The following is a 20,463-nucleotide window of genomic DNA, read 5'->3' on the forward strand; positions in this document are numbered from 1 at the left end:
TCGTCTCCTTACGGATCGCTGACGTCGCTCACCGCGCCCGTCCGTGGCGGGATCATGGTGTGAGACTCGGCGGTGTGAAACGCGTACTTGTCGTGGACGACGACCCGACCGTCTCGGAGGTCGTCGCCGGATATCTGGACCGGGCCGGCTTCGCCGTCGATGTGGCCGCCGACGGCCCAACCGCCGTGGCCCGGGCCTCCGTCCGACCACCCGACCTGGTCGTGCTGGACCTGATGCTGCCCGGCATGGACGGGTTGGAGGTCTGCCGCCGTATCCGTGCGACCGGACCGCTTCCGGTGATCATGCTGACCGCGCGCGGCGACGAGGAGGACCGCATCCTCGGCCTGGAGGTCGGCGCGGACGACTACGTCACCAAGCCGTTCAGTCCCCGTGAACTGGTGCTGCGGGTGGAGTCCGTGCTCCGTCGTGCCGGAGCGGCGGCACCGGCCCGGGCCGAGGCGGCGGAGCCGTGGCTGCGGTCCGGCCCGCTCGCCCTGGACCCCACCGCCCGGCGCGCCACCCGCAATGGCAGCGAACTCGCGCTAACCATGCGGGAGTTCGATCTGCTGGCGTTCTTCATCCGCCACCCCGGACAGGCCACGAGCCGGGATCAGTTGATGCAACAGGTCTGGGGCTGGGAGTTCGGCGACCTGTCGACCGTCACCGTGCATGTGCGGCGACTACGCGAAAAGGTCGAGGAAGACCCGGCCCGACCCCGCCTGATCAGCACCGTGTGGGGCGTCGGCTACCGCTTCGACCCTCCCCGAGCGCAAGATACGGAGACCGGCCATGCTCGGTGACACGCTCCTTATCGCCCTCTACGCGGCGATCGGCGCCGCGGGTGCCGGACTGGTGGGAGTCGCGGTCCTCCGGGCGCTGCGGAAACGCTCCGTCGCCGCGTCCCTGGCCGTGGTCGCCGCCGTCACCGTGGCGGCGATGCTCGCCGGAACCATGCTGGTGGCCCGAGCGATGTTCCTTTCCGACCACGACCTTTGGGTGGTGACGATGGTGTGCGCCATGGCCGCGATCGTCTCGCTCGTCGTGGCACTCCTCCTGGGCCGCAGCGTCGTGAAGGGCAGCCGGGAGCTGGCCGAGGCCACCCGCGCCCTCGGGGACGATGGCAGCTTCACCCCGCCCGCCACCGCACCTATCGCTGAACTCGCCCAGCTGACCCGCCAGTTGACTGCCACCAGTGCCAAGCTCGCCGATTCCCGGGAGCGGGAGCGGACCCTGGAAGCCTCTCGACGGGAGCTGGTCGCCTGGATCTCCCACGACCTGCGCACGCCGCTGGCCGGCCTGCAGGCGATGACGGAGGCCCTCGAGGACGGCATGGTCGACAATCCGCGCGTATACCTCACCCGCATCCGCTCGGAGGTCGGGCGCATGAGCGCTATGGTCAGCGACCTGTTCGAACTGTCCCGCATCCAGGCCGGCGTGCTCGCGCTGTCCCCTGCCAGGATGTCGGTCTACGACCTCGTGGGCGATGCCATCGCCGGCGTCGACGCACTGGCCAGGGAGCACGGCGTACGGCTCGTGGGCGACGGGGTCGAGCCCGTGCCGGTGCAGGTCGACGGCCGCGAGATGTCCCGTGTCCTCGCCAATCTGCTGGTCAACGCGATCCGCCGGACGCCCGCCGACGGCACGGTCGCCGTCGCGGCCCGCCGTGAGGCCGACCGGGTCGTGCTGTCGGTGACCGACGGGTGCGGCGGGATCGCCCCGGAGGACCTGCCCCGCGTCTTCGACACCGGCTGGCGGGGCACCGACGCCCGCACTCCGCCGGCCGGCGCCGGGCTCGGTCTGGCCATCGTGCGCGGCATCGTGGAGGCCCACCAGGGACGCGCGGCGGTGCGCAACGTGCCGGGAGGCTGCCGGTTCGAGGTGCACCTGCCGGCAGCGGTCTGAGGGCGACGAGGAAGCAGGACCGGCCCCGGCGCGGGAAGGCCGGGCCGGTCCTGCCGTATGTCACACGAGAACGGGACGACTCACCCCGCCCGCAGGGGCGCCGCTGCGAACTCCGCCATTCCCTCCGCGAAGCTGACCTCCGGCTTCCAGCCGAGCTCGTCACGCAGCCGTCGCGAGGAGGCGGTGATGTGGCGGACATCGCCGAGCCGGTACTCCCCTGTGACGACGGGCTTCGGACCGCCGTACGCCCGGGCCAGCACTGCGGCCATCTCGCCCACCGTGTGCGGGTCTCCGCTGCCGACGTTGTACGCCCGCGCGCCGCCCTCCGCAAGGCTGTCCACGCCGTCCAGCGCGGCAAGGTTGGCGCGGGCGACGTCCCGGACATGGACGAAGTCCCGCCGCTGCCCGCCGTCTTCGAAGACGCGCGGGGCCTCGCCGCGCGAGAGCGCGGACCGGAACAGGGATGCGACGCCCGCGTAGGGCGTGTCCCGGGGCATTCGCGGGCCGTACACGTTGTGGTAGCGAAGGGCGGCGACCCGCCCGCCTGTCGCCCGTGCCCACGCGGCGGCCAGGTGTTCCTGGGCCAGTTTGGTGGCCGCGTACACGTTGCGTGGATCGGCCGGGGCGTCCTCCCCCACCAGGCCGGCGGTCAGCGGCTCACCGCAGGACGGGCACGGAGGTTCGAAGCCTCCCGCCTCCAGGTCCGCCACCCGGCGCGGTCCGGGCCGTACTGCGCCGTGCCGCGAGCACTCGTACCGCCCCTCTCCGTAGACCACCATCGAACTCGCCAACACCAGGCGACGCACGCCCGCTTCGGCCATACCGGCGAGGAGCACGGCGGTGCCCAGGTCGTTGCACCCCACGTAGTCCGGGGCGTCGGCGAAGTCCTTGCCGAGACCCACCATCGCGGCCTGGTGGCAGACGGCGTCCACGCCCCGCAGGGCGTCGGCCACCGCCTCCGCGTCGCGGACGTCGGCGTGCCGCCAGTCCACCCCGCAGGGGATCGGCGGGGCCGAACGGTGTGCGGCGGGCAGCAGGGCGTCGAGGACTCGCACTTCATGCCCGGCGCCGACGAGGGCGGTGACGATGTGCGAGCCGATGAAGCCCGCACCTCCAGTGACCAGGATCAACATGCAACCGACCGTAGGGCAGGGCATCCGGTGGCGGGCCGCTCGGCGCGAGGACGTCAGGGGTTCGTAACCCTTCCCGTCTCCCCCCGCGTGTACTCGGCGGGCCGGGACGCCGCCACCGTCAGCAGGGCGAAGGCCACAGCGAAGCCGAGCATGGTGAACACGCCCTTGGGCCAGAAGATGTGACTGTCGACGAACGACCAGCAGGCGGCGAACAGGACGGCGGCACCCGGCAGTACCCGCACGCCGTGCCGCAGCCAGAGCACCGCGCAGGTGGCCAGCGAGGCCACGCCCAGCCCGTACACCCCGGTCCGGCCCAACGCGTCGCCGGTGGTGAACAGCCGTCCGGCAGCCCCGTGGACGCCGTGGTCCACGACGGTGCCGGCGGATATGCCGGCCACCGCGTCGAGACCGGAGTAGTAGGCGGCGAAGCAGAGGCATCCGGCCCAGGAGAGCACCGTCAAGGCCCCCTCCGCATCGCGGCGCGGCCTGCCCCGGACGGGGACCACCAGCCCGAGGACAAGGAGGGGAAAGACAGGAAGCAGGACGATGTGCAGCCCGGCCCAGTGTCCCGCCGTCGCCGCCGTCAGATGCCGGGGATGCATCAGGCCGGCGGCGGCCAACAGCAGCGGAGCGGCGGTCACCAGGGCCGTCACCCGAAGAGTATGGAGGGATCGCATCCGGTCACGCTAGGCGGCACCCCGGTGCTCCGCGGCACCCGCGCGCGACGCGTAAGACACCCGTAAGACGGCTCGTCATTCGGCCGGACGAGGCGCGTCACTCGTCAGACGGCCGACGACGGTGCCCGAATCTCCGCACGGCCAGCCGGAGCGCGGTCGCCGTGGCCACGGCCACCAGTGCGATCAGCCAGTTGCGCGGATAGTCCAGCGGCAGCACCGACGAGTTGGCAGTCCGCCCCGGCCGGAGCAGCACAGGCAGCGCCACCGCCGTCAACGCGCCCGCGACCAGCAGTGCCCCGCGGACCGGCCCGCGCACACCGCCGCGCACCAGCAGCAGCCCGACCAGCAGCACCACGGGGGCGATCACCACGTCGTGCAGGACAACCGCCCCGCCCAGCCAGACCAGCACATCCGTCAGGTCGCGGACGTCCATCAGCAGGGACACTCCGACGCCCATCAGCGCCACACCGGCGGCCCCCGCCGTCATACGCACCACCTTCACGCCAGCACCTCCAGTCGGCCGACCCACTTGGTCTGGAGCACGCCCGGCCGGTTCGGGGCGATGAGCCGCGCCGGGTAACCGTGGTCGGGGTCGAGTTCCTCACCGTTCAGGCGCAGGGCGAGCAGCGTCAGCGGGTCACGGGCGTGCTCGTGCCCCATCTCGGACACCCGGTAGCCGCCCCTCAACTGCAACGACACCACCCGTACCCGCGCATGCGCCGGCGCCCCCGCCCGCTCGAGCAGATCCACGACCCGTACGCCGGTCCAACGGGCCGACTTGCTCCAGCCCTCCACGCACGCGATCGGCAGCTCGACCTCATGCTGTGGCAGAGCACGCAGATCCTCCAGGGTCAGGGTGTACGGCCGCGGGCCGGCCACCATCAGGCGGTACTCCTCGGCGGCGATCCGGCCGACCCCGGCCGCGGCGGCGGTCCGGTTGACCGGCAGCGCCTGCGGGCCCTTGTCCGGGTCACGGGGAGCGAACAGGAGGAAGTCCTTCAGCGGGGTGAACGACTGGCCCACCGTGGTGAGCGTGACGGCCCCGACGGCCACGCTCACCGCGGCCAGCAGCGAGCGCCGGTCGGTGCCGTCCTGCGCGGGCAGGGCGAGCGTTCCGGGCGACCGACGAGTCCAATGCGCCTTGATCTCCGGCGCCTTGACCGCGATGTGCAGCACGAGCGCCCCGACGACCAGCCACGCCACGGCGTAGTGCACGGGCACGAAGGAGAACGGCCACGGGTACCACTGGGCCGTGTTCAGCAGCCCGGTCGCCAGCTCGAAGACGGCGCCGGCCACCAACACCGCGACAGAAAGCCGCTCCAGAGCATGCTTGACCGACCTCAACGGCGGCCACTCGAACAACCGCGGATACACCGTCCACAGCTTCACCAGCAGCAACGGGACCGCCGCGATGCCCGAAGCGACGTGCAGGCCCTGGGTGAGCCGGTATCCCCATGCCGGGCGACTCGGGATGTCGTCGGCCAGCCAGCCCGGCGGATGTTGCATGAAGTGGCTGACCAGTCCGGTGACGAAGCACACGGCGAACGCCGGACCCAACCAGCGGCCGATCGAGGTCGCCGTACGGGCATCATGCAGTCCGCCCTTGAACACCGGCGGAAAGACACTCAGTTTCATGCCCTCCATCCCACTCGTCGCCTGGCCGCATCGGAACATTTGAACTCTTACGGAACAGGGACGTTCCATCGGCACGGAGCTCGCTGCTGCTCCTCGGTTGCTGCGGGCAGCCGGATGCGGAGTGGCTCCTTACGAGACCCTGACGCAGGGTCGAAACCTCTGTCGCCTCATCTGTCCCGGAGGCAAGTTGTTGCTGCCCGGGTGCAGGCGGGCAAGCCAGAATGGGATCAGCATCACCACCGCCAGAACCCGCTGCCGCACCCCGTGCTCGCCGAGGCCCGCGACGCGCCTTCCGTGGGCGCACCCCGGGACCTGCTGCTGCGCCCGGCACAGGGGGGCGACGCGAGCGTCCGGCGACCGCTGGACCACAGCGACCACGGGGACCACAGCGACCACGGGCCGACGCATCAGCGTCCGGATCCGCCCGCACGGCGTCCCCTGAGCCGGACGGAACGCTGTCGTCCCCCGGCCCGCTCCCCCCACACTGAGCCCGAGGGGCAGGGGCCTGGGGGCAGGGGCAGGGGCCTGGGGGCGGGAGGCCGGGGAATGCGGGAACGCGAGCGGCGCGGCGAACTCGACACCCTCCGCGCGCTCGTCGTGCTCGGCCTGGTCTTCTTCCACGCCGCCCTGGTCTTCTCCCCCGACGACGACTTCTACGTCAAGAACCGCGACACGACCGGCGCCGTCACCGTCCTCGCCGGCTTCGGCGTCGTCTGGGCGATGCCCATGCTGTTCCTGGTCGCCGGCCTCGGCGCCCGTCACTCCCTGCGCCGCCGGGGTGGCGGGGGCTTCGCCCGCGAGCGTCTGCTGCGCCTCGGGGTGCCGCTGGTCGTCGCCACGCTCGCGCTGAACCCTCTCCCCCAGTGGCTGCGGCTGCGCGCGGCCGATCCGGCGTACCACGAGTCGTACTGGCACTTCTGGCCCCGCTTCCTGACCGTGCACCCCGACCCGGCGGACTTCCCCTTCGTCCTCGAGGGCCGGTACTTCGAGACGGGCCATCTGTGGTTCGTCGTGCTGCTCCTCGCCTTCTGCCTGCTGCTCGCCCCGGTCGCCGCTCCGCTGGCGGCCGGGGCCGGGCGCGCGGCCCCCGTCCTCGCCCGCCACCCGTGTCTGCTCCTCCTGCCCGCCCTGCCGCTGGCCGCGATCAACGCGCTGCTCGGCATGGAGGAGAACTTCGCGGGCTGGAACCGCTGGGCGTATCTGCTGTTCTTCCTGTACGGGTACGCCCTCGCCGACGACGAGCGGATCCGCGCCACCAGCCGCCGCCTCGCACTGCCGGCCGGGGTGCTGGGCCTGGTCCTGTTCGCGGCGACCGCGCCCGGCTTCGTCACCCAGGACGACCCGTTCACGGCGTGGACCCCGTTCACCCTGGTCACCCGCGCGCTGTTCGGCGCGGCCGGCTGGTGCTGGGTGCTGGCGATCCTCGGGTGGCTGGACCGGCCGCGCGCCCGGCAGGAGGAGGGTCCCGCCCGCGGCGGCCGGGCCAAGGCGTACCTGGCCGTCGCCGCCCTGCCGCTGTACGTGCTGCACCAGCCGGTCGTCGTCGCGTTCGCGTACGGCGTCGTGGGATGGCGGGCGCCGATCGCGGTCAAGTACCTCCTGATCGTGGCCTGTTCACTGGCGGTGGTCCTCGTGCTGTACGAGTACGGGGTGCGCCGCACGCGCCCGACCAGGTTCCTTTTCGGCATGCGGGCCGCCCCGCGGGCCACCGCGCCCACGTGATCTGCTTTGCTGTCCCCGACGGTCAGGCACCTCACCACCGGGGACGCTCATGCGGGCAGACGTACGCCAGGTCGCCGACGGCACCTACCTGGTGCACGGCAGCGACACCAACTGGGTGATCCTCCAGGACGGCGACGCGCTCACGCTGGTGGACACCGGTTACCCCGGCGACCGGCAGCGGTTGCTCGCCTCCCTCGAGGCCGTGGGCGGCGGGCCCGGGGCCGTCGTGGCCGTGCTGATCACCCACGCCCACAACGACCACATCGGCTCGGCCGAGTACCTGCGCACCGCCCACGGCACGCCCGTCCTCCTGCACCCGGCCGAAGTACCGCACGCCCGCCGGGACTTCCTCCAGCAGGTGTCCGGGGGCGAGGTGCTGCGCAACGCCTGGCGGCCGGGCGTGCTGCCGTGGACGGTGCGGGTGCTGCGCGCCGGCGGCACCGAGCGGCATCCCGTGACCGCTCCGCAGGCGTTCCCGGCCGACGGCCCCCTCGACCTTCCGGGCCGGCCCGTCCCCGTGCACACCCCCGGCCACACCGACGGGCACTGCGTCTACCACCTGCCCGGGACGGGCGTCCTCGTCTCCGGCGACGCCCTGGCGAGCGGGCACACCACCTCCCGTGTCCGGGGACCGCAACTGCTGCCCGACATGTTCCACCACGAGCGGACCCGCGCGGTCTCCTCGCTGGAGATCATCGAACGCCTCGACGGTGACATCCTGCTGCCGGGGCACGGACCGGTCCACCGCGGTCCGGTACGGGAAGCCGCCCGACTGGCGCGGGAACGCGCCCAAGCCTCTTAGGGTTCCTGCCATGGCCTTGCAGATCAGCGCCACCAACCCGGAGCACCCCGCGCTCCTGCTCGAACTCCCCTGGGGCACGCCCCTGGAGGAGTGGCCCGAGAAGTACCTCGTACCGCTGCCCAGGGGCATCTCACGGCACGTCGTGCGGTACGCGCGGGCCGGCGACGAGGTGATCGCCGTCAAGGAGCTCGCGGAGCGGCCCGCGCTGCGCGAGTACGAGCTGCTGCGCGACCTGGACCGGCTGGGCATCCCCGCCGTGGACCCCCTCGCGGTGATCACCGGGCGCACCACCCGGGCGGGCGACCCGCTGGAGCCGGTGCTGGTGACCCGGCACCTGGGCGGCTCGATGCCGTACCGCTCGATGTTCGAGACGACCATGCGCCCGGCGACCATGCACCGCCTGATGGACGCCTTGGCGGTGCTGCTGGTGCGGCTGCACCTGGCCGGGTTCGCCTGGGGCGACTGCTCGCTGTCCAACACGCTGTTCCGGCGGGACGCGGGAGCCTACGCCGCCTATCTGGTGGACGCCGAGACCGGCGATCTGCACCCGCGGCTCAGCCTCGGCCAGCGGGAGTACGACCTGGATCTCGCCCGCGTGAACATCAGCGGCGAGCTGCTGGACCTGGAGGCGTCGGGCGCGCTGCACCCGTCCGTGGACCCCGTCGAGTTCGGGCACGAGATCTGCACCCGCTACCAGAGTCTGTGGGAGGAGCTGACCCGTACCTCCGTGTATCCGGCGGGCAAGTACCACTACATAGAGCGGCGAATACGCCGGCTCAACGACCTCGGTTTCGACGTGGCCGAGATGCAGATCGAGCACTCCTCCACCGGTGACACGGTCACCTTCGTGCCGAAGGTCGTCGACGCCGGTCACCACCAGCGCCAGCTGCTGCGCCTGACCGGCCTGGACACCGAGGAGAACCAGGCACGGCGGCTGCTGAACGACCTGGAGAGCTGGATGGCCACCCAGGACGACTACGCCCCGGGCGACCCCCTCGCCGCCCGCCCCGAGGTGCTGGCCCACCGCTGGGTGCGGGACGTGTTCCGGCCCACCGTGCGCGCCGTGCCCCGCGACCTGCGCGACTCCATGGACCCGGCGGAGATCTACCACGAGCTGCTGGAACACCGCTGGTACATGTCCGAGCGGGCCCAGCACGACATCGGCCTGGACACGGCCGTCGAGGACTACATCGAGAACGTCCTGCCGAAGGCCCGCACGACGCTGGAACCGACCGTCCCGGAGTAGGGCCTGTCAGTCGTGCGGGACGACGGCCACCGGGCACTCCGCGTGGTGGAGCACTCCGTGCGCCACCGAGCCGATCCGGGCACCGACCGCCGTGAGGTGCGCGCGGCGCCCCACGACCATCAGCTGGGCCCGGCCTGCCACCGACAGCAGCACCTGCCCCGCGCTGCCCATCTCCACCTGCTCGGCCACCGGCACCCCGGGGAACCGTTCCCGCCACGGCTTCAGCGCCTCGGCCAGCGCCTTCCGCTCGTACGGCTCCAGGCCCCCGGCGTCGTCCAGCAGCTTGAGTGAGCCAGGGCTGTAGGCGAACACGGGCGGCAGGGTCCAGGCGCGTACGGCCCGCAGGGCGGCACCGCGGGCCGCCGCCGCCTCGAAGGCGAACCGCAGGGCGGCTGCGCTGTCCTCGGGGCCGCCCTGCTGCCCCACGACGACATCCCGTCCGGCCGCCTCACCCGACGGCCGGTCCCCGGCGCGCACCAGCACCACGGGCCGCGTGGTCTCCGCGATCACCTGCTGCCCGACGGAACCCAGCAGAAACCCGACGACGGCGCCGTGCCCGCGCGAGCCCAGCACCAGCAGCTCCGCCTCGGCCGCGGCGGCGACCAGCGACTCCACCGTGCCGCCCTCGACGGCGTCGGCCGTCATGGTCAGCTCCGGATGCCGCTCGGCGACGGTCCGCGCGGCCTCCGCCAGCGCCGCGGTCACCCATCCGGCCTGGGTGTCCCGGTCGGCGCCGTCCACGGCCTCGTGCCGCCAGGCATGCACCACCCGCAGCGGCAGCCCCCGGCGTACGGCCTCCCGACCGGCCCAGGCCACTGCGGCGAGGCCCTCCTCCGTGCCGTCGAACCCTGCCGTGATCGGGCGTGTCATGTCCGGGCCTCCTCGTCATCGCGCCTTGTGCGGGTCAGTCTTCACTACCCTGCCGTCATGACCTTGAGATCCGGCCCGCCCCCGACCGCCTGCCCGGGCTGCTGCTCGTACCGGTACCCGAGAGGAAGACCCTCAAGGACCGGCCGCACCTCGACTTCCGGCCCGACGACCGGGTTGCCCTCCGGATCCTCCAGCACCACCCACGGCTGCTCGCCCTGCCCCACGTCCCTGCGTGCTCGCCTCCCGGCGGGTTCGATGAGCCGTCGGGAGGGCCCCCTGGGCGTCGTGCCCTGTGCTCGGAGCGCACTGTCCGCGCCGTCCCTGAGCGCGGCGCGGGGATCGAACATACGATGGCCGGGAACCGGTGCCGTGACAACGGGGTGGGAGACGTATGACACAGGCCGCCGAGGCAGCGCGGACCGTCATCCTGACCGTGGACGACGACCCGGGGGTCTCCCGCGCCGTCGCCCGTGACCTCAGGCGGCGCTACGGAGAGTCGTACCGGATCGTGCGCGCGGAGTCCGGGGAGTCCGCGCTGGACGCGCTGCGCGAGCTGAAGCTGCGCGGCGACCTGGTCGCGGTGATCCTGGCCGACTACCGCATGCCGCAGATGAACGGCATCGAGTTCCTGGAACGGGCCCTGGACGTGTATCCGGGCGCCCGCCGCGTGCTGCTGACGGCGTACGCGGACACCAACGCGGCGATCGACGCGATCAACGTCGTGGACCTCGACCACTACCTGCTCAAGCCGTGGGACCCGCCGGAGGAGAAGCTCTATCCGGTGCTGGACGATCTGCTGGAGGCATGGCGGCACAGCGACTACCGGGCGGTGGCCAGCACCAAGGTCGTCGGTCACCGGTGGTCGGCGAGGTCCTCGGACGTGCGCGAGTTCCTGGCCCGCAACCAGGTGCCGTACCGCTGGTACTCGGTCGACGAGCCGGAGGGACAGCGGCTGCTGGCCGTGGCCGGGCAGGACGGGCAGCGGCTGCCGCTGGTGATCACCCCGGACGGTACGGCCCTGGTCGAGCCGGAGGCACCCGAGCTGGCCGCGCGGGTGGGGCTGGCGACGACCCCGACGGCCGACTTCTACGACCTGGTGGTCATCGGCGGTGGTCCGGCCGGGCTGGGCGCGGCCGTGTACGGGGCCTCCGAGGGCCTGCGGACCGTGCTCGTGGAGCGGTCGGCGACCGGCGGGCAGGCCGGGCAGAGCTCGCGGATCGAGAACTACCTCGGCTTCCCGGACGGCGTCTCCGGTGCCCAGCTCACCGACCGGGCACGGCGGCAGGCGGCCAAGTTCGGCGCCGAGATCCTCAGCGCGCGCGAGGTGACGCGACTCGAGATCAGCGGGGCGGCCCGGGTCGTGCGGTTCGCGGACGGCTCGGCGATCGCGGCGCACAGCGTCATCCTGGCGACGGGCGTGCAGTACCGGCAGCTGGAGGCCGCCGGCTGCACCGACCTGACCGGGTGCGGGGTGTTCTACGGCTCCGCGCTGACCGAGGCGGCCGCCTGCCAGGGGCACGACGTGTACATCGTCGGCGGCGCCAACTCGGCGGGTCAGGCGGCGATGTACCTGTCCAGGTTCGCCAAGTCGGTGACGCTCCTGGTGCGCGGCCCCGACCTGGCGGCTTCGATGTCGTACTACCTGATCCAGCAGATCAACGAGGCCCCGAACATCTCGGTGCGCAGTCACACGGTGGTCGACGCCGCGCACGGCTCCGACCGCCTGGAGCGGCTGACGCTGCGTCATGTGGCGACCGGGGACCGCGAACAGGTCGACGCCCAGTGGATGTTCGTGTTCATCGGGGCCGCTCCGCTCACCGACTGGCTGGGCGAGACGGTGCTGCGCGACGAGCGGGGCTTCATCCTGGCCGGACCCGACCTGGGCGTCGACGGACGGCCGCCGGCGAGCTGGGAGCTGGACCGGCCGCCGTACCACCTGGAGACCAGCGTGCCCGGCGTGTTCGTGGCGGGCGACGCCCGCGCCGAGTCCGCCAAGCGGGTCGCGTCCGCCGTCGGAGAGGGAGCCATGGCCGTGATGCTCGTCCACCGGTACCTGGAGCAGTCGTGAGCGGGCAGCTGATGCCGTGCAGCCCGCAGGAGGTCGCCTCGCTCTTCCTGTTCGAGAAGCTCGCTCCCGAGCAGCTCGGACGGCTGTGCGCCGCGGGCCGGGTCGAGCTGTACCAACCCGGGCCGGTGTACACCGAGGGTGATCCGGCTACCTGCTTCTACGTGATGATCGAGGGCACGGTGGTGCTCTCCCGCCGCGTCGGCGGCGACGACGTGGAGGTCGTGCGGACCTCGCAGCGCGGGGTGTACTCGGGCGCCATGCAGGCCTACATCGGGGACCGGGTCCGGCAGGTGTACAACAACTCGATGCGGGTGACGGAGCCGACGCGGTTCTTCGTGCTGCCCGCCGACACCTTCGCCGAGATCATGAGCGAGTGGTTCCCGATGGCCGTCCACCTGCTGGAGGGGCTGTTCTTCGGTGCGAAGAGCACGCAGGCCGCGATCGGGCAGCGCGAACGCCTGCTGGCGCTCGGCTCGTTGTCGGCCGGTCTCACGCACGAGCTCAACAACCCGGCGGCGGCGGCCGTCCGCGCCACGGCGACACTGCGGGAGCGGGTGGCCAAGATGCGGCACAAGCTCGCCGTGATCGCCGAGGGGCCCTTCTCCCGCGAGGCGTTGGCGGAGCTGATCGAGATCCAGGAGCGCACGGCCGAGCGGGTCGCCAAGGCCCCGGTGCTCAGCCCGCTGGAGACCTCGGACCGGGAGGACGCCCTCGCCGACTGGCTGGAGGACCACGGCATCGACCACGGCTGGCAGCTCGCGCCGACCTTCGTGCAGGCCGGGCTCGACATCGACTGGCTGGAGCAGGTCGCGGCGGCCGTGGGCGAGGAGATCCTGCCCGGGGCCGTCGGCTGGCTCAACTACACCATCGAGACCGAGCTGTTGATGAACGAGATCGACGACTCCACCAACCGCATCTCGCACCTCGTCGACGCCGCCAAGCAGTACTCGCAGCTGGACCGCGCGCCCTACCGGGTCGTGGACGTCCACGAACTCCTCGACAGCACCCTGCTGATGCTGTCGGGCAAGATCGGCCCGCGCATCGGGGTCGTCAAGGAGTACGACCGCACGGTCCCGGAGATCCCCGCCTACCCGGCGGAGCTCAACCAGGTGTGGACCAACCTCATCGACAACGCGGTCTCGGCCATCAACAGCGCGGGCGGGGACGGCACCCTGACCGTGCGGACCGCGCTGGTCCACGAGCGGGTCCTGGTGGAGTTCCAGGACACCGGTCCCGGGGTCCCGCCGGAGATCCGCGGCCGCATCTTCGATCCCTTCTTCACCACCAAGCCGGTGGGCCAGGGCACCGGGCTGGGTCTGGACATCTCCTGGCGGATCGTCGTCAACAAGCACCACGGCACCCTCCAGGTGGAGTCGGTGCCCGGCGACACCCGCTTCCAGGTCCTGCTCCCCCTGACCGCCGAGACGCCCGAGGAGGCAGCATGAGCGGCGAGTCCGCGATCGACCCGAGTGTGCCGCCGAGCGGCACCGGCTGTGTGGAGTGCGACGAGGCGGGCGGCTGGTGGTTCCATCTGCGGCGCTGCGCGACGTGCGGGCACATCGGCTGCTGCGACGACTCCCCCGCCAAGCACGCCACCGCCCACTACCGGGCCACCGGCCACCCGGTGATCCGCAGCTTCGAGCCGGGCGAGGCCTGGTTCTGGAACTACGACACCAACGAGGTGTACGACTCCGGCCCCGAACTGGCCCCGCCGGCCAGCCACCCGGCGGACCAGCCCGCGCCGGGGCCCGCGGGGCGGGTCCCGGCCGACTGGGCGGAGACGCTGCGCTGAGTGATCACTTCGATGCGTGGATGACCGCTTGCCAGATGCCCACCGCGGCAGCCGCCTGGGCGAGCAGGTAGGCCATCTGGCCGGAGAGGCCGTGCACCTGGTAGATCGATGCCAGCAGTTTGAGGCGTCTTGTCCAGTAGTGCCGTTCATGACTGAACGTATCGGTGTCGATCCACATGCTTGTCAGTGTCAGCACCATGAGCATCAGGACGATATTCAAGAGAGTCAGGCCCAGTTCCGTGGTGTGCTTGCCCACCTGATACAAGGCAAGCAGTCCGACGGGGGCCAGCCAGGCGAAGAACAGGGTGAGAGCGCGCACCGGGCCGTGCTCTCCGGGCAGCACCCGCCACAGCGCGCCGAGGACCAGTCCCGCGCCGGCGAAGGAGATTTCCTGTGTCAGGAACTTCCCCACCGTGTCGGGAATACCCGTCGGCCGGTCCAACGTGAACACCCAATGCTTTTTGCCGTAAGCGTTCTCGTACCAGGCGGTGACCATACTTGGGAGAATTCCGAAGAGGGAGGCCCAGCGCGCGGCTTTGAGGGCGTTGTCCCACCAGTGCTGGCATGGGCCCCAGCTGAGAGCGACGTCCACCACGGATACGGGGTCCGGTAGGCAGTCGTAGCGACACCCTCTGGGCCGCCAGTGGTGCAGTGCGTGAAGCTTGTTCTCCAGGATTCTTCTCGTGGCGCCCTCAGCATGCCCCTGATCCACGAGTTGCAGGCGGTGGAGCAGGTCGCGGCAGCGGCGGGCGTCCTCCATCAGCCGCTGGTGCCCGGTCGGGGTACTCAACTCCGCTGCTACGCAATTTGCATTCTTCGCATTCCGCTCTACACGACCCAGCACCGACCATCGCCCCCCTACCTTCACCAGGGCGTATACGGAGACCATGTTCAGAGGAAGCCAAAGGCCGTAGAAATTCGCAGCATTTCCGGCCAACATTACACCCCGCAACGCCACGACGATAGCGAAGACGGAGGTCACGAGGAGCAGATTCCGCCTCTCCGGTCCGAGGGAGGGTTCCGCTTTGGCTCGAGAGCTGCTGCGGAGAAGCGCTACGAGCGCGATTCCCGTCAGCACCCACGAGTAGGCGTACGCCCACTTGGGGCCACTGGACACGAATTCTATGAATTGCTGATACAGGGCACTTCTATGGGCCGCACCGAAAAGCACGCCTGAATTCTCTGCACGTCTCCACCTGCGTTCAAAAGACAGCACACGGCAGGCCACCACCGCGACTGCGACCCCGACGAGCAGGACTGCGATCGCGAGGAAGCGGCGGGCGGGGCGCTCTCCTTTTTTCCCGATCGGCGATCCGGGTAGTCCAGAATCGCCCGACGTCGAAAACACGCCCGATCTACCTTCCCTCGCAAAACGCCAGGACCATGCGAACATCGCGGCCAGCCACAACCAGAGCATCGAAACATCGATGAAGGCCATCTCGGCAATTCGGTAGAGCGGAGGCGATGAGTTCCGTGTGGGATTCTGCGTGACCGAGAAGAGACGCGGCGCCATGACCAGCGCCAAGCCGGTCACAGCGGTCGCGACGCAGACGACGGCCACATCTCGCCTCTTCATCCTGCCGGGCCTCTCCAGTTGCGCGAGGACGATGAGGGCCAGGCTCGATGCGACGAGGGCGCGCCATTGATTCAGGGTGGAGGAGAGAGGGGAGGACGGCACCAGCAACGTCACGCCGAGAGCTGCACTCACCACGGCCCACTGCACAACAGCGAAGGCAACAGCCCTGGCAGTCGCCATCTGCGGGTCGGGGCTTTTGATGAATGGCCATGCTGACAGCGCGATCACAACCGATGCGCAGACCCACCAGGAGACGATGCCGAGAGATCCGAAGATGACGCTTCGACTCGGCGCCGGGGAAACATCAGCTGGCGGAACCAGTCTGACTTCATTGTCCGGGCCCCGTCCGCTCCATGCCCTGCTGTCGTCTTCCTTCGCGATCGCCTCCTCGGGGGCGTAGCTGATTTTCAGACCACCCGGAACGACCGTGGCTTCGCGCCAAAATTCTTTACTCAGGGCGCTCGGCCGGTGCAGTGTGACTGTCCAGTCCTTTTTTGGCACGGCGCTGACGGTCCATGGACCGACTTCGAATTCGCCCGAACCATGGATCAAATTCCATGAATCGTATTCCACCTTGACCAGAACATCCCGGCCCTTTTTATACTTGGTCACCCGAGAAGTTTTGGATGGCCAGTCCGGATACCACTCGCTGAAACTCTTCCAAGATTCACCGCCCCTATGCAGCAGGCAGTACACGGCATTCCTGTATTCAGGGGTGTTCACACCGAGCGTCAGGGCGTTTTCGAGTCGCCACTGATGTTCCGGCATCTCGATGGTCGTCGCCTGTTGCACCTCGACAGCATGGTAATGCCCTATGTCCCTGAAGGTGAGACGCGAGGTGATATGAGCCATCTTGGGGTTCTGACCCGGGCAATGAACCCCATCGGCGGCGTGCGCCTGCGCTGGCTGAGCCGCACAGCACCCGAGCGTCGCGATGACGAGTGCGAGCCATCGCCATGCCAGGGAACTCATTTGCGAGGCGGGCATCCACTGGAGGGATCGCACTGTTGTACGACCTCGTAAGGACAGGGATCATTGGTGAGCCCTACGCGACGGGAACGACGGACACTGGGGAGGAAGCGCCACTGGGAGGGCTTCCTGTGTCCTGTTCGGCTCGCACTCTCCACGTGAACACGAAGAGTGCGAGCCTCCGGATCGGTTGTTTCGACCAGGACCTCGTCCGCAGCCAGAGGGAAGTGGTCATGCAGCAGACACAGGCCGAAACGCTCAATGTTGCCGTGCTTTTCCAGGACGGCGACCAGATCGCGAACGAATGCCGCGTCCTGCGGCCCGAGGGGTTCGGCCTCCTCGAATGACGGGAGACCGGACCTCGAGTTCACACCCGGGATAGTCATGATCCACCTCCGTAGTTACTCACAGCATCTTCACGATCACACTAAGTTTCCCAGTGGCGGGTCGCAACAAGGGGCAGGATCTAGCTGGGTGCGCAGTCGAGGGTCTCCAGATCGACGGCGTCGGCCATCGCCTGCATGCCCTTGTCGTTGGGGTGCAGGTGGTCGCCGCCGTCGAGGAACGGCAGCATGCGCTCGGGGTCGTAGGGGCTGCGCAGGACATGGTCGAAGTCGGTGACCGCGTCGAACTCCCCGCTGGTGCGGACGAATTCGTTCACTTCCTGCCGTACGGCCTCCGCCGCCGGGTCCCATTCCGACCAGCCCTTGAACGGGCCGACGGTCGCCCCGACCACGCACTTTCCGGCCGCGTGCGCCCGGTCGGCGATCTCGCGGTACCCGGCGACCAGGTCCTGGGCGGTGACGCCCGTGTGGGCCTTGATGTCGTTGACGCCCTCGAAGAGGAAGACGGTGCGCGCCCCGGGCTGGGACAGGACGTCCCGGTCCAGCCGGTGCCGGGCACTCTGTCCGGCGCCGTCGGCCAGGACCATGTTGCCGGAGATCCCCTCGTTGGCCACCCCCTGGAGCGGGCTGCCGGCCGTGCGGAGGCGCCGGGCGAGGTAGTCGGGCCAGCGGCGGTCGAGGTCGGTGGTGGACTGCCAGCCGTCGGTGATGGAGTCACCGAGGGCGACAACGGCGCCGGTAGCCGCGTCCGGCGGCCGTACGGAGACGGCGTCGAGGTAGAACCAGGAGCCGGTCGCGGCGCTCCAGTGGGCGGCGCTCTCCTCGCCGGTGTGGTCGCCCTGGGTGATGTACGACGTCTGCATGGCCATGCCGTGACCGGTGGCGGGGCCCGCCGCGTCCGCGCTGTGCAGGCTCACCACCAGGTCGGTCGCGGCGGGCAGGCCGCCGGACAGCGGATCGCTCCAGACGGTGGCCCCCGCCGGCACGGTGACCGTGCGGGCACCGTCGAAGGTGAGCCGCCGGTTGCTGCCCCGCCGCAGCGCGGCGCCCTGGTCCTGGATTCCCGCGTAGACGCTGTCGAGGGTCAGCGGCCGGTCACCGAAGGCGTTGGAGAGACGGACCCGCAGACCGCTCCCGGCGGCGCTGGTGTGCACGACCAGCCGGTAGGAGCGGTCGGCGACGCCGTCACCCAGCCGGTCGCCGCTCGCCGCCCAGGTGACGACGCCGCGCGGGATGCCCGACGCCGCCCGGGCGGGCACCGTCTGGCAGGCGAGGACGGTCAGCAGGACCGCCGCGAGGCGGCAGATCCGCGTGCCGCGGCGGGTCATCGGGCGAAGTCCTTCAGCGTGACGGACTCGCCGGGGCGCAGGGTGACCGTCCGGGATGTGCTGCCGTACGCCACCTCGGTCTTCCGGCCTCCGACGCTCCGGATCCGGGCCTCGGTCGGCTTGCCGTCCTTCCAGCGCAGGTCGACCACGAAGCCGCCCCGCGCCCCCGCCCCGGTGAGCGCCCCGGACGCGGCCCAGGCGTCCGGAAGGGCCGGCAGCAGCTCCAGCCGGCCGGGGCGGGAGTACAGCAGCATTTCGGTCATCGCTGTCGGAGTACCCATATTCGCGTCGATCTGGAAGATGCCACGGCCCCGCTCGACCTCGTAGATGTCGAAGAGGTTCGGTGCCGTGCCGTTGCCGCCGTCGGTGGAGGGGCGCAGGTTGGTGACGACCAGTTGGTAGGCCTTGTCGGCCTCCTTCAGCCGGGCCCAGCACAGGGCGCGCCAGGCGTTGGCCCAGCCGAAGCTGTTCATCCCGCGGGCGGTGAGCAGGGCGGTGGCGCCCTTGACGATGTCGGCGGGGGTGGAGCCGTCGGGGCGGATACGGTCGCCGGGGAAGAGGTTGATCAGCGGCGAGAGATGGCGGTGGGTGGTCTCGCCGAGGTTGTCCGGGGACATCCATTCCTCCAGCCAGCCGGTCTTGGGGCTCACCACCGGAAGGTAGAGGCGCTCGCGGAGCCCGCCGATGGTGCCCGCGTATCCGGCGTCCCTGTTCAGCTCGGCGGCCGCGGTCCGGAAGTTCCCGAACAGGGTCCACACCTGTTCCTGGGCATAGGTGTTGCCCTTGGCGTCCTGCGGTCCGTGCTCCGGCGACCAGTCATGGTCCGCGATCAGCACCTCCTTCCCGTTGTCCAGGGTGGTCGTGAGCAGCCGCGCCTCCCAGAACTGGCAGGCGCCCTTGAGGAGGGGGTAGATCTTCTCCAGGTGCGTGCGGGAGTGCGTGAACTCGTAGTGATCCCAGAGGCTGTTGCACAGCCAGGCATTGCCGGTGGGGTGCCACCACCAGCCGAGTCCGCCATAGGGGTTCGTGGAGAACGCGACGGTCCAGCCGGCGACCTTCCCGGTGGAGTTGCGGTATCGGTTGCGGGGGTCCTGGAACAGCCGGTGGGTGAGGTCGGTCCAGGACGGGAGCTGGTCGACGCAGTAGTCGGTGAAGGCGTCGAAGCACTGGGACAGGCCCAGCCGGTCTGCCATCCAGTAGTTCATCTGGATGTTGATGTCGGTGTGGTAGTCGCCCATCCAGTCCGGGTCGTTGCCGTCCAGCCAGACCCCTTGGAGGCCCATCGGCAGACTGTCACGCGACCCGGCGATCATCAGATACCGGCCGAACTGCGCGTAGGCGGCCTCGAGTTCGGGGTCGGGATTTCCGGTGTCGAAGCGGGCCTGGATCCGCTCCCAGGTGTCCAGCTCGCGCTGCTGTGCCGTCGAGGTGCCGAGTGACAGGTCGAACCGCCCGAACAGCGCCCGGTGGTCGGCCGCGTGGGTGCGCAGCAGCGAGTCCGCCGAATGCCGGGCGGCCGCCTTGGCCTTGGTGCGGGCCAGCGCCAGCGGATCGAGCGACGGGTCGCGGTAGTGGGCGGCGGCGTCGGGCGCGTAGTTGGTGCCGCCGCTCAGGACTACGGTCAGTTCCCGGCAGTCGGTGAAGGTGATGTGCGAGCCGCTCACGCGCACGCTGCCGCCGCTGCCGTAGGCGCGGATGGCGGCCCCGTACTTCAGCCCGTTGGCGAAGGACCCGGCGAACGAGTCGGCCTTGCCGCCGGTCTCCCCGTGCGTGCCTTCGAGGGTGATGGTCCCGGTGTAGCGCCCGCCGCCGTCCTGGCCGAAGTGCAGGACGATCACGTCGTCGGGACGGCTGGCGAACACCTGCCGCCGGTAGGTCACCCCGGAGCGGACGTACGACGTCGTCACCACGCCGTTGTCGAGGTCGAGGGCACGGCGGTAGCCGGAGACGGCGCCCAGGTCGTGGTCGGGGATCTCGACGGTGAGCCGGGCGAGCAGGGTGAGGGAGCCGAAGTCGGCGCGGCCGTAGGGGAACTGGCCGTCGGAGTCGAGGGTGTCGTTGAGCCCGCCGGTCCACAGGGTGGCGTCGGTGACCAGGAGAAGTTCACGACCGGAGTCGTTGCTCGCGAGGGCGCCCAGTCGGCCGTTGCCGACGGGCAGGCCCTGCTCGATCATCGAGCCGTCGTCGGCGGGCGCCTGCCACCAGAGCTGGTGACGAGAGGCGGTGAGCGGCTCGGAGGACCGCAGCGGGGCGGCACTCGCGGTGAAGGAGGGAAGCCCGGCGAGGGCTCCGGTGGCGGCGGCGAGAGCGAGAAAGCCTCGTCTGCTGTGGTGGTTGTCCATAGCGTGATCCTTCGGTGAAACGCGCCCCGTCAGGGGCGCGGGGAACTGCGCGACCAG

17 protein-coding genes and 1 pseudogene are annotated in these 20,463 nt (G+C 70.5%); 10 read left to right on the forward strand and 8 right to left on the reverse strand.

Going from position 1 to position 20,463, the window contains the following annotated elements:
• The first annotated feature begins 74 nt into the window (after positions 1-74).
• Together ACWGJM_RS26265 and ACWGJM_RS26270 are read left to right on the forward strand one after the other, a co-directional pair.
• Positions 75-800: a response regulator transcription factor gene (locus tag ACWGJM_RS26265; protein ID WP_453414164.1), complete on the forward strand. Its 726-nt coding sequence runs from the start codon at positions 75-77 to the stop codon at positions 798-800.
• Positions 790-1,902: a sensor histidine kinase gene (locus ACWGJM_RS26270; RefSeq protein WP_453414165.1), complete on the forward strand. Its 1,113-nt coding sequence runs from the start codon at positions 790-792 to the stop codon at positions 1,900-1,902. The genes ACWGJM_RS26265 and ACWGJM_RS26270 overlap by 11 nt, the downstream gene beginning before the upstream one ends.
• A gap of 80 nt (positions 1,903-1,982) precedes the next feature.
• On the opposite strand, the gene ACWGJM_RS26275 is transcribed toward ACWGJM_RS26270, so the two are convergent.
• The 4 genes from ACWGJM_RS26275 to ACWGJM_RS26290 all read right to left on the reverse strand — a co-directional run bounded on the left by ACWGJM_RS26275 (position 1,983) and on the right by ACWGJM_RS26290 (position 5,356).
• The gene (locus ACWGJM_RS26275) at positions 1,983-3,035 is read right to left on the reverse strand and encodes an NAD-dependent epimerase/dehydratase family protein (protein ID WP_453414166.1); all 1,053 of its coding nucleotides are present in this window, start codon (positions 3,033-3,035) and stop codon (positions 1,983-1,985) included.
• 53 nt (positions 3,036-3,088) lie between these two features.
• Positions 3,089-3,712 (reverse strand): hypothetical protein, encoded by a 624-nt coding sequence (locus ACWGJM_RS26280; RefSeq protein ID WP_453414167.1) that lies wholly within the window; start codon positions 3,710-3,712, stop codon positions 3,089-3,091.
• A gap of 97 nt (positions 3,713-3,809) precedes the next feature.
• A complete protein-coding gene (locus ACWGJM_RS26285; RefSeq protein ID WP_453414168.1) occupies positions 3,810-4,199 on the reverse strand; it encodes a hypothetical protein in 390 nt (129 codons plus the stop codon).
• 11 nt (positions 4,200-4,210) lie between these two features.
• A complete protein-coding gene (locus tag ACWGJM_RS26290; protein ID WP_453414169.1) occupies positions 4,211-5,356 on the reverse strand; it encodes a molybdopterin-dependent oxidoreductase in 1,146 nt (381 codons plus the stop codon).
• Between the two features lie 537 nt (positions 5,357-5,893).
• Here ACWGJM_RS26290 and ACWGJM_RS26295 point away from each other — a divergent pair.
• The 3 genes from ACWGJM_RS26295 to ACWGJM_RS26305 are packed head-to-tail and all read left to right on the forward strand — an operon-like array spanning position 5,894 to position 9,117.
• Positions 5,894-7,069, forward strand: coding sequence for an acyltransferase family protein (locus ACWGJM_RS26295; protein WP_453414170.1), 1,176 nt, complete (start codon positions 5,894-5,896; stop codon positions 7,067-7,069).
• A gap of 49 nt (positions 7,070-7,118) precedes the next feature.
• The gene (locus ACWGJM_RS26300; RefSeq protein WP_453414171.1) at positions 7,119-7,871 is read left to right on the forward strand and encodes an MBL fold metallo-hydrolase; all 753 of its coding nucleotides are present in this window, start codon (positions 7,119-7,121) and stop codon (positions 7,869-7,871) included.
• A 10-nt stretch (positions 7,872-7,881) separates the two neighbouring features.
• Positions 7,882-9,117: a DUF4032 domain-containing protein gene (locus tag ACWGJM_RS26305; protein WP_453414172.1), complete on the forward strand. Its 1,236-nt coding sequence runs from the start codon at positions 7,882-7,884 to the stop codon at positions 9,115-9,117.
• A 6-nt stretch (positions 9,118-9,123) separates the two neighbouring features.
• Here the strand turns inward: ACWGJM_RS26305 and ACWGJM_RS26310 are convergent, their stop codons facing one another.
• Positions 9,124-9,987 carry a universal stress protein gene (locus ACWGJM_RS26310; RefSeq protein WP_453414173.1) on the reverse strand — a complete coding sequence of 288 codons (864 nt, stop codon included), beginning with the start codon at positions 9,985-9,987 and terminating at the stop codon, positions 9,124-9,126.
• A gap of 59 nt (positions 9,988-10,046) precedes the next feature.
• Here ACWGJM_RS26310 and ACWGJM_RS26315 point away from each other — a divergent pair.
• The 4 genes and pseudogenes from ACWGJM_RS26315 to ACWGJM_RS26330 all read left to right on the forward strand — a co-directional run.
• Positions 10,047-10,205: pseudogene (locus ACWGJM_RS26315) on the forward strand (VOC family protein); the annotation flags it as partial.
• Between the two features lie 173 nt (positions 10,206-10,378).
• Positions 10,379-12,055, forward strand: a complete 1,677-nt coding sequence (locus ACWGJM_RS26320) for an FAD-dependent oxidoreductase (RefSeq protein WP_453414174.1) — start codon at positions 10,379-10,381, stop codon at positions 12,053-12,055.
• Positions 12,052-13,500 carry an ATP-binding protein gene (locus tag ACWGJM_RS26325; protein WP_453414175.1) on the forward strand — a complete coding sequence of 483 codons (1,449 nt, stop codon included), beginning with the start codon at positions 12,052-12,054 and terminating at the stop codon, positions 13,498-13,500. Before ACWGJM_RS26320 ends, ACWGJM_RS26325 begins: the two co-directional genes overlap by 4 nt.
• Positions 13,497-13,847 (forward strand): UBP-type zinc finger domain-containing protein, encoded by a 351-nt coding sequence (locus ACWGJM_RS26330; protein ID WP_453414176.1) that lies wholly within the window; start codon positions 13,497-13,499, stop codon positions 13,845-13,847. The genes ACWGJM_RS26325 and ACWGJM_RS26330 overlap by 4 nt, the downstream gene beginning before the upstream one ends.
• A gap of 4 nt (positions 13,848-13,851) precedes the next feature.
• Here ACWGJM_RS26330 and ACWGJM_RS26335 read toward each other — a convergent pair whose 3' ends face one another.
• Positions 13,852-16,410: a DUF6185 family protein gene (locus tag ACWGJM_RS26335; RefSeq protein WP_453414177.1), complete on the reverse strand. Its 2,559-nt coding sequence runs from the start codon at positions 16,408-16,410 to the stop codon at positions 13,852-13,854.
• Between the two features lie 140 nt (positions 16,411-16,550).
• Here ACWGJM_RS26335 and ACWGJM_RS26340 point away from each other — a divergent pair, with 140 nt between their 5' ends.
• The gene (locus ACWGJM_RS26340; RefSeq protein ID WP_453414178.1) at positions 16,551-16,739 is read left to right on the forward strand and encodes a hypothetical protein; all 189 of its coding nucleotides are present in this window, start codon (positions 16,551-16,553) and stop codon (positions 16,737-16,739) included.
• 119 nt (positions 16,740-16,858) lie between these two features.
• Here ACWGJM_RS26340 and ACWGJM_RS26345 read toward each other — a convergent pair whose 3' ends face one another.
• Both ACWGJM_RS26345 and ACWGJM_RS26350 read right to left on the reverse strand, forming a co-directional pair.
• On the reverse strand, positions 16,859-18,064 hold the full coding sequence (locus tag ACWGJM_RS26345; protein WP_453414179.1) for an SGNH/GDSL hydrolase family protein: 1,206 nt from the start codon (positions 18,062-18,064) through the stop codon (positions 16,859-16,861).
• Positions 18,061-20,406 carry a glycosyl hydrolase family 95 catalytic domain-containing protein gene (locus ACWGJM_RS26350; RefSeq protein ID WP_453414180.1) on the reverse strand — a complete coding sequence of 782 codons (2,346 nt, stop codon included), beginning with the start codon at positions 20,404-20,406 and terminating at the stop codon, positions 18,061-18,063. The genes ACWGJM_RS26345 and ACWGJM_RS26350 overlap by 4 nt, the downstream gene beginning before the upstream one ends.
• Between the last annotated feature and the right edge of the window lie 57 nt (positions 20,407-20,463).

Source organism: Streptomyces sp. NPDC054834 (genome assembly GCF_053611185.1).